Genomic DNA, 5,495 nt, shown 5'->3' on the forward strand with positions numbered 1-5,495 from the left:
TGTTCGTTTTTGGAAACAAAATCAGTCTCAGAATTGATTTCATATAAAAAAGCGTTATTGCCAGCAAAAACAATATTAGTGATGCCTTCAGAAGTTGCACGTCCTTGTTTTTGAGCTGCTTTAATGATGCCTTTTTCTCTTAAAAACGCGATGGCTTTTTCGATGTTGCCTTCAGTTTGTTGTAAAGCTTTGTGACATTCATTCATTCCAGCATGCGTTTTTTGACGCAAATCCTTAATCATTTCGGCTGTAATTTTCATTTGTTGCTCCATTCTAAATTTTAATGATTTAATTACTTTTAATTATAAATTGTAAAAATAAAAATTGCGTATTGGTTAGTTAAGGACCAAAAAAAGTTTAATTATCTTTGGTTTTGATTTTGATTTTGGTAAAATGGTTTTCTTGGTGAATCTTGGTAAGGACGTTTGTTAGGGGTATTGTAATTTTGAGGTTTTAATGGGTTTTTAGCATCAAAAGTTTCTGCTTTTTCAGCAACGCCACCAGCGCCTTCAACACAAGCATTAGCCATTAACCAAATAATTAATTTCACTCCTCTAATAGCGTCGTCATTAGCAGGAATAATGTAGTCTACTAAATCAGGGTCGCAGTTAGTGTCTACAATTCCAAAAACTTTGATTCCTAATTTGCGCGCTTCGGCAACTGCGATGCTTTCTTTTTCTGGGTCAACAACAAAAATAGCTTGAGGCAAGTCTTTCATGTCTTTGATGCCGCCTAAGAATTTTTCTAATTTGTCTCTTTTACGCTTTAATTGCACTACTTCTTTTTTAGGAAGTTTTTTCCAAAGTCCTTCTTCTTCTTGTTTGTGGAGCAAATGAAGTAATTCGATTCTTTTTAAAATAGTTTTGAAATTAGTTAATGTGCCACCTAACCAACGATGATCCACGTAGTATTGTTGTGAACGTTGCGCTTCTTCTCTAATCGCTGATTGAATTTGTTTTTTAGTTCCTAAAAATAAAGCTTTACCGCCTGAAGTAATGATGTTTAGCAATTCTTGATAAGCTTTTTCAATTTCTTCTGAGGTTTTTTTCAAGTTGATGATGTGAATGCCATTTCTAGAAGTAAAAATGTAGGGTTTCATTTTGGGATTCCATTTGCGAGTGGCATGACCAAAATATACTCCTGATTCTAATAATTGTTTTGTTGTAACTACTGCCATTGTTATTAAAAACTCCTTTTTATTTTAATTGATATTTTTTGAAATATTGTGTTAAATTATGATAAAAAATAAATAAATGATAATTTTGTTTGTGTTTGGGCTTTTGCATTTTAACTATTTAATACATTTTTTAATTGTGAATTGTGTATCAAAATTGATCCAAAATGATGATGCATCATCAAGTTTTTATTTCTATTTGCAAATATTGTGACAAATTGCTAAATTGCTAAATTTTTTAATTGTGTCAAAAATGTTTGAGCAATGCATTTATACATCCCTTATAATTAAATAAAAGCTTTTTTGCAAGTTTGTTTGGGGAAGGAAAATGGCGTTTTAATAATTATTTGATAATTATAAATTTATAAATCACAAATATAACAATTAAAAAAATAATTAAATAATCAAAATTGACGGGCAAAATGGTTTGCCTAGTAGCAAAAACGGCAACAAACAAACAAATACATTAAAAAACCAAGAACAAAGAACAAACAATAAAATGTTTTTGAAATAATAAAAATAAAAATAAATAACTTTTTTCCTAACATATTTTACCATATTTAAAACCATTTAACAATGTTTTTGTTGATTTGGATACAATTTTGTTACTTTGTGCTACCAAAACCGCCTTTTCTGGCAAAATTATTTTCTTTTTCTTGGGTAATTTGAAAAAAGGGTTGAAAAATTCCTTGTGCAATTCTTTCGCCTTTACAAACTTGAACTGGGTTTTTAGAAAAATTATACAAGGCAATAAAAATATGACCTTCATTTTGCAAATTATTATAATAATCACTATCGACTACTCCCACGCCGTTGGCAAGGGTTAGTTGTTTTTTCAAGGGCAAAGAAGACCTTACATAAATTAATAAAACTTCATTCCAAGGAAAAGATGCTTTAATTCCTGTGGGAACCAAAATGAATGTTTGCGGTGGGATTTCCATGCTTTGGGCTGCTTCAAAATCATAACCAGCGCTGAATTTGGTTTGACGTTGGGGAAGGTTGATTCCTTGATTTTGATAACTGCTTACTTTTTCAAAAAAACGGTTTGTTTTATTCATAAAAATGAAACCTTGGCTTTCTTTTGGGGTGGTTAGTAATTTTACTTTTAAATTAATAAATGCAAATCACAAAATAAAAATAATACAAAACGAGAAACAAAAAATAATTAAAAAGGTGGCAAAAATAAAAATTTTCAACAAAATAGGTTTAAATATTATAAAATTAAAAATATTATAAAAAAGTTAAAGATTCCAATCAACAACTTTAATTCCACAAGTTTGTAAATAATTATTAGCACGAGAAAAAGGTTTAGATCCAAAAAAGCCTCTATGAGCGGAAAAAGGGGAAGGATGGGGGCTTTTAATTATGCAATTTTGGGATTGACAAATATATTGTTCGTAGGTTTTAGCAAATTTTCCCCACAAAATATAGACTATATTTGGTTTAGCTTGCAAAGCTTGAAAAATAGTTTTGGTAAATTCTTGCCAACCAATTTGATGGTGACTTAAAGGTTTATCTTTTTCAACAGTCAAAATAGCATTAATCATCAAAACGCCTTCTAGCGCCCATTTAGTTAAATTATTGGTGCGAGCAGTAATTTGTAAATCATTTTTTAATTCTTTAAAAATATTGGATAAACTAGGTGGTTTTTGGAAGGTTTTTACACTAAAAGACAACCCGTGAGCTTGATTTTTTCCATGATAAGGATCTTGCCCCAAAATAACTACTTTCACTTTTTCAAAAGGAGTTAAATTAAAAGCTGCAAAAATATCTTCTTGATTGGGATAAATAATTTTGTGATTGGTTTTTTCTTCTTGCAAAAAAGTAAATATTTTTTTAAAATAAGGTTTAGTTTTTTGATTATTAATGATTTGTTGCCACATTAATTGTTTACCTTTTGGTTTGTTATTGTAAAATTGTTGTATTATTTTGTAATTTGGTGTTATTTGATTGCATTTTTGTAATTATTTGGCTGCTTTTAATTCTTTAATTAAGGAATATAAGAAATAAGCCATAATCATTAAATAAACGATTATTAAAAACAAATATAAGGGATTTTCGAATAAAAAAGCAAAGAAAGAACCAATATAAGCAAACAGATCAGAAAAGAAATTTTTGATGGATGGAAAAATATAACGGTCTTTACAAACATATTTGCCTACAATTTTGTGATAAGGAATTTTTTGTTCGTATTTGTGTTGGGTATCATTTGCATCACCCCAAGTGCCAATTAATTCGTTTTTTGAATCATTATAAACGACTCTATGAATAATAAAACGATGTTTTTGGGCTGCTTGTCTTTCTTGTTCAGAAACATTAGGATTATTATAATTAGGGTTTTCAAAAATTACAACATCGCCGTTTTTTGGATGAGTTGCGCCTACTTTATAAGGTTTGGTTGTAGGATTTTTGGTGATTTGTTTCCCATCAACAGCACCAACAGGCATAAGTTTGGAAGCGTCCCAAACACCTCTAATAAAAACTAAATCCCCTATTTGTCCTGAATCCTCATTTTTAGGACCATGTAAAAAAGGTTCCATACTACCAGAAGCCACAGGAAAAGCAGCAATGCCTAGATATTTGGCTGAATATTTAGGAAAAAAAGCATTACCCAAAGAAGCAATAAAGAGATAGATTAGAAAAAAATCTAAAATAATAATCATACTTTTTTTTAAAATTAAAAGCATGGATTTGGTTTTTTGACTTTGTGGCGGAGTTTTTGTTTTATTTTTGAACATAAATAATTACCATAATAATCATTGTTTCCTTTTTTATTTATTAACTATGAATTATTTTCAACTATACAAATTAATTATAGCATAGAACAAGATTTTTTTTTGATGAATCAATTATAAGTGCTAAAAAAATATTATTATTATAAAATAAATGTTATAATATTATTGAAAATACCATATAATCCAAAGTATTATAAAAATGCTTAATCTCACAATAAATAAATTAAATGAAAGATAAATTAAATTACATCTAAGAATTTCCCAATAATAAATTAAAAAATATGAAAATTATAAAATTAAGAACTAGGTTCGCAACTATTACAACTACTTTTACATTATTGTTGTTATTGGTGCTAATTTTTAAATCTTTTGACAATATTGATAATATAATTAGTATCGATAATATAAGCCCAACAAAAAACAAACCTAATCATAATGTGGATGTTATTCAAGAAAAAATCTATAACATGGATGGAAACATTGACCATATTTTGGATTATGATAGCAAAACAAATAAAAAAATTAAACTCACAGCGTTTAATGGTGATGAAAAGTGTGTTTGGTATATCATAGAATATGATTTGCAAACTGCCAATAAAATGAAACATACTGTCTTTGAAAATGACAGAAATATCTTAGATATTAAAGAATACGATCCGCATACGCAAAAATTAATTAAAGAAATAAGTTTTGCAGAAGACAAATCAAATATTTTATATATGTATGAATATGATGCTAAAAGCGGAAATGTTATAAAAGAAACTCACCATAATAGTAAAAATGGTAAAGTAGAATATGTTTTAGAATATGATCCTCAAACCCAAAATAAAATCAAACATACAAAGTATTTCCCCAATGGAAATATTGATTATATAAATAAATATGACCCCAAAACAGAAATAAGAATTTGGCGTGCAAAATACAAATATCAAAGCAAAAATGATGATAAAGAGGTTTATAATTATGACCCTAATAGTGGTGATGTCATAAAAAATAATGGCAATTAGAATTGTTTGGAAAGATGTTGCAAGGAAAAATCAGGTAATCTGTTTACAGGCAAAACCAAAACTAGTTTAAAAAAGGTAGTTTTTTCGAAATGATAAAAAGAAAAAGCATGCAAAAAGGGGCTTTTACATACTTTCATCCTAATATTTTTATTTAATTTTTTAATTGTTGTTGTTTTTTATGTCCTAAAGCTTTATTGATGTGCAAAAAGTCTTCTGGATGAACGTACAAAACTCTATCATCAGAATTGTAATAAGTTTTTTTAGTGTAATCTTGTAAAATTTCGAACTGCATTTCTTCGATGTTATTTAATTTTTCTAAAACTTGTTTTAAAGTTTCTGGGATTTCATCCCAAAAATTCTTTTGTGAGTTAAAAGTTTGGGCATTATTAGGAATGGTATCAGCTTTGGATTGCTGTTGTTTTTCTTCTAATTCTTTAATTTTTTGTTTCATTTCTAATTCAAAGATCTTTTGATTAAAATAAGTTTCAAGCATTTTATGCTTTAATTCTAAAAGATCGGTTTGCGAACGGTTTTTATCTTTTTTGTCCATCATCTCCATTAATTTTAAATTAATTAAAC

General features: G+C 28.0%; 8 protein-coding genes. 1 reads left to right on the plus strand and 7 read right to left on the minus strand.

Annotation, left to right across the window (positions count from 1 at the left end; all coding sequences use genetic code 11):
• The 5 genes from tsf to OYV_RS01340 all read right to left on the minus strand — a co-directional run.
• On the minus strand, positions 1 to 260 hold a 260-nt coding region (tsf, locus tag OYV_RS01320), incomplete at its 3' end, for a translation elongation factor Ts (RefSeq protein ID WP_042067898.1).
• 101 nt (positions 261 to 361) lie between these two features.
• A complete protein-coding gene (gene rpsB, locus OYV_RS01325) occupies positions 362 to 1,177 on the minus strand; it encodes a 30S ribosomal protein S2 (RefSeq protein WP_042067900.1) in 816 nt (271 codons plus the stop codon).
• Positions 1,178 to 1,779: 602 nt separating this feature from the next.
• The gene (gene dut, locus OYV_RS01330; protein ID WP_011160539.1) at positions 1,780 to 2,232 is read right to left on the minus strand and encodes a dUTP diphosphatase; all 453 of its coding nucleotides are present in this window, start codon (positions 2,230 to 2,232) and stop codon (positions 1,780 to 1,782) included.
• A 183-nt stretch (positions 2,233 to 2,415) separates the two neighbouring features.
• On the minus strand, positions 2,416 to 3,057 hold the full coding sequence (locus OYV_RS01335) for a uracil-DNA glycosylase (protein WP_011160538.1): 642 nt from the start codon (positions 3,055 to 3,057) through the stop codon (positions 2,416 to 2,418).
• A gap of 81 nt (positions 3,058 to 3,138) precedes the next feature.
• Positions 3,139 to 3,912, minus strand: coding sequence for a S26 family signal peptidase (locus tag OYV_RS01340; RefSeq protein ID WP_011160537.1), 774 nt, complete (start codon positions 3,910 to 3,912; stop codon positions 3,139 to 3,141).
• 347 nt (positions 3,913 to 4,259) lie between these two features.
• On the opposite strand from OYV_RS01340, the gene OYV_RS01345 reads away from it, so the two are divergent.
• Entirely contained in the window at positions 4,260 to 4,916 is a 657-nt protein-coding gene (locus OYV_RS01345) for a DUF2963 domain-containing protein (RefSeq protein ID WP_236620256.1), read from the plus strand.
• Here the strand turns inward: OYV_RS01345 and OYV_RS04960 are convergent.
• Together OYV_RS04960 and OYV_RS01350 are read right to left on the minus strand one after the other, a co-directional pair.
• Complete coding sequence (locus tag OYV_RS04960) at positions 4,913 to 5,053, minus strand: hypothetical protein (RefSeq protein ID WP_172642338.1); 141 nt, start codon at positions 5,051 to 5,053, stop codon at positions 4,913 to 4,915. The genes OYV_RS01345 and OYV_RS04960 overlap by 4 nt on opposite strands.
• Before the next feature lie 14 nt (positions 5,054 to 5,067).
• On the minus strand, positions 5,068 to 5,495 hold a 428-nt coding region (locus tag OYV_RS01350; RefSeq protein WP_042067902.1), incomplete at its 5' end, for a hypothetical protein.

The organism is 'Chrysanthemum coronarium' phytoplasma, from assembly GCF_000744065.1.
Taxonomy (GTDB): domain Bacteria; phylum Bacillota_I; class Bacilli_A; order Acholeplasmatales; family Acholeplasmataceae; genus Phytoplasma; species Phytoplasma asteris.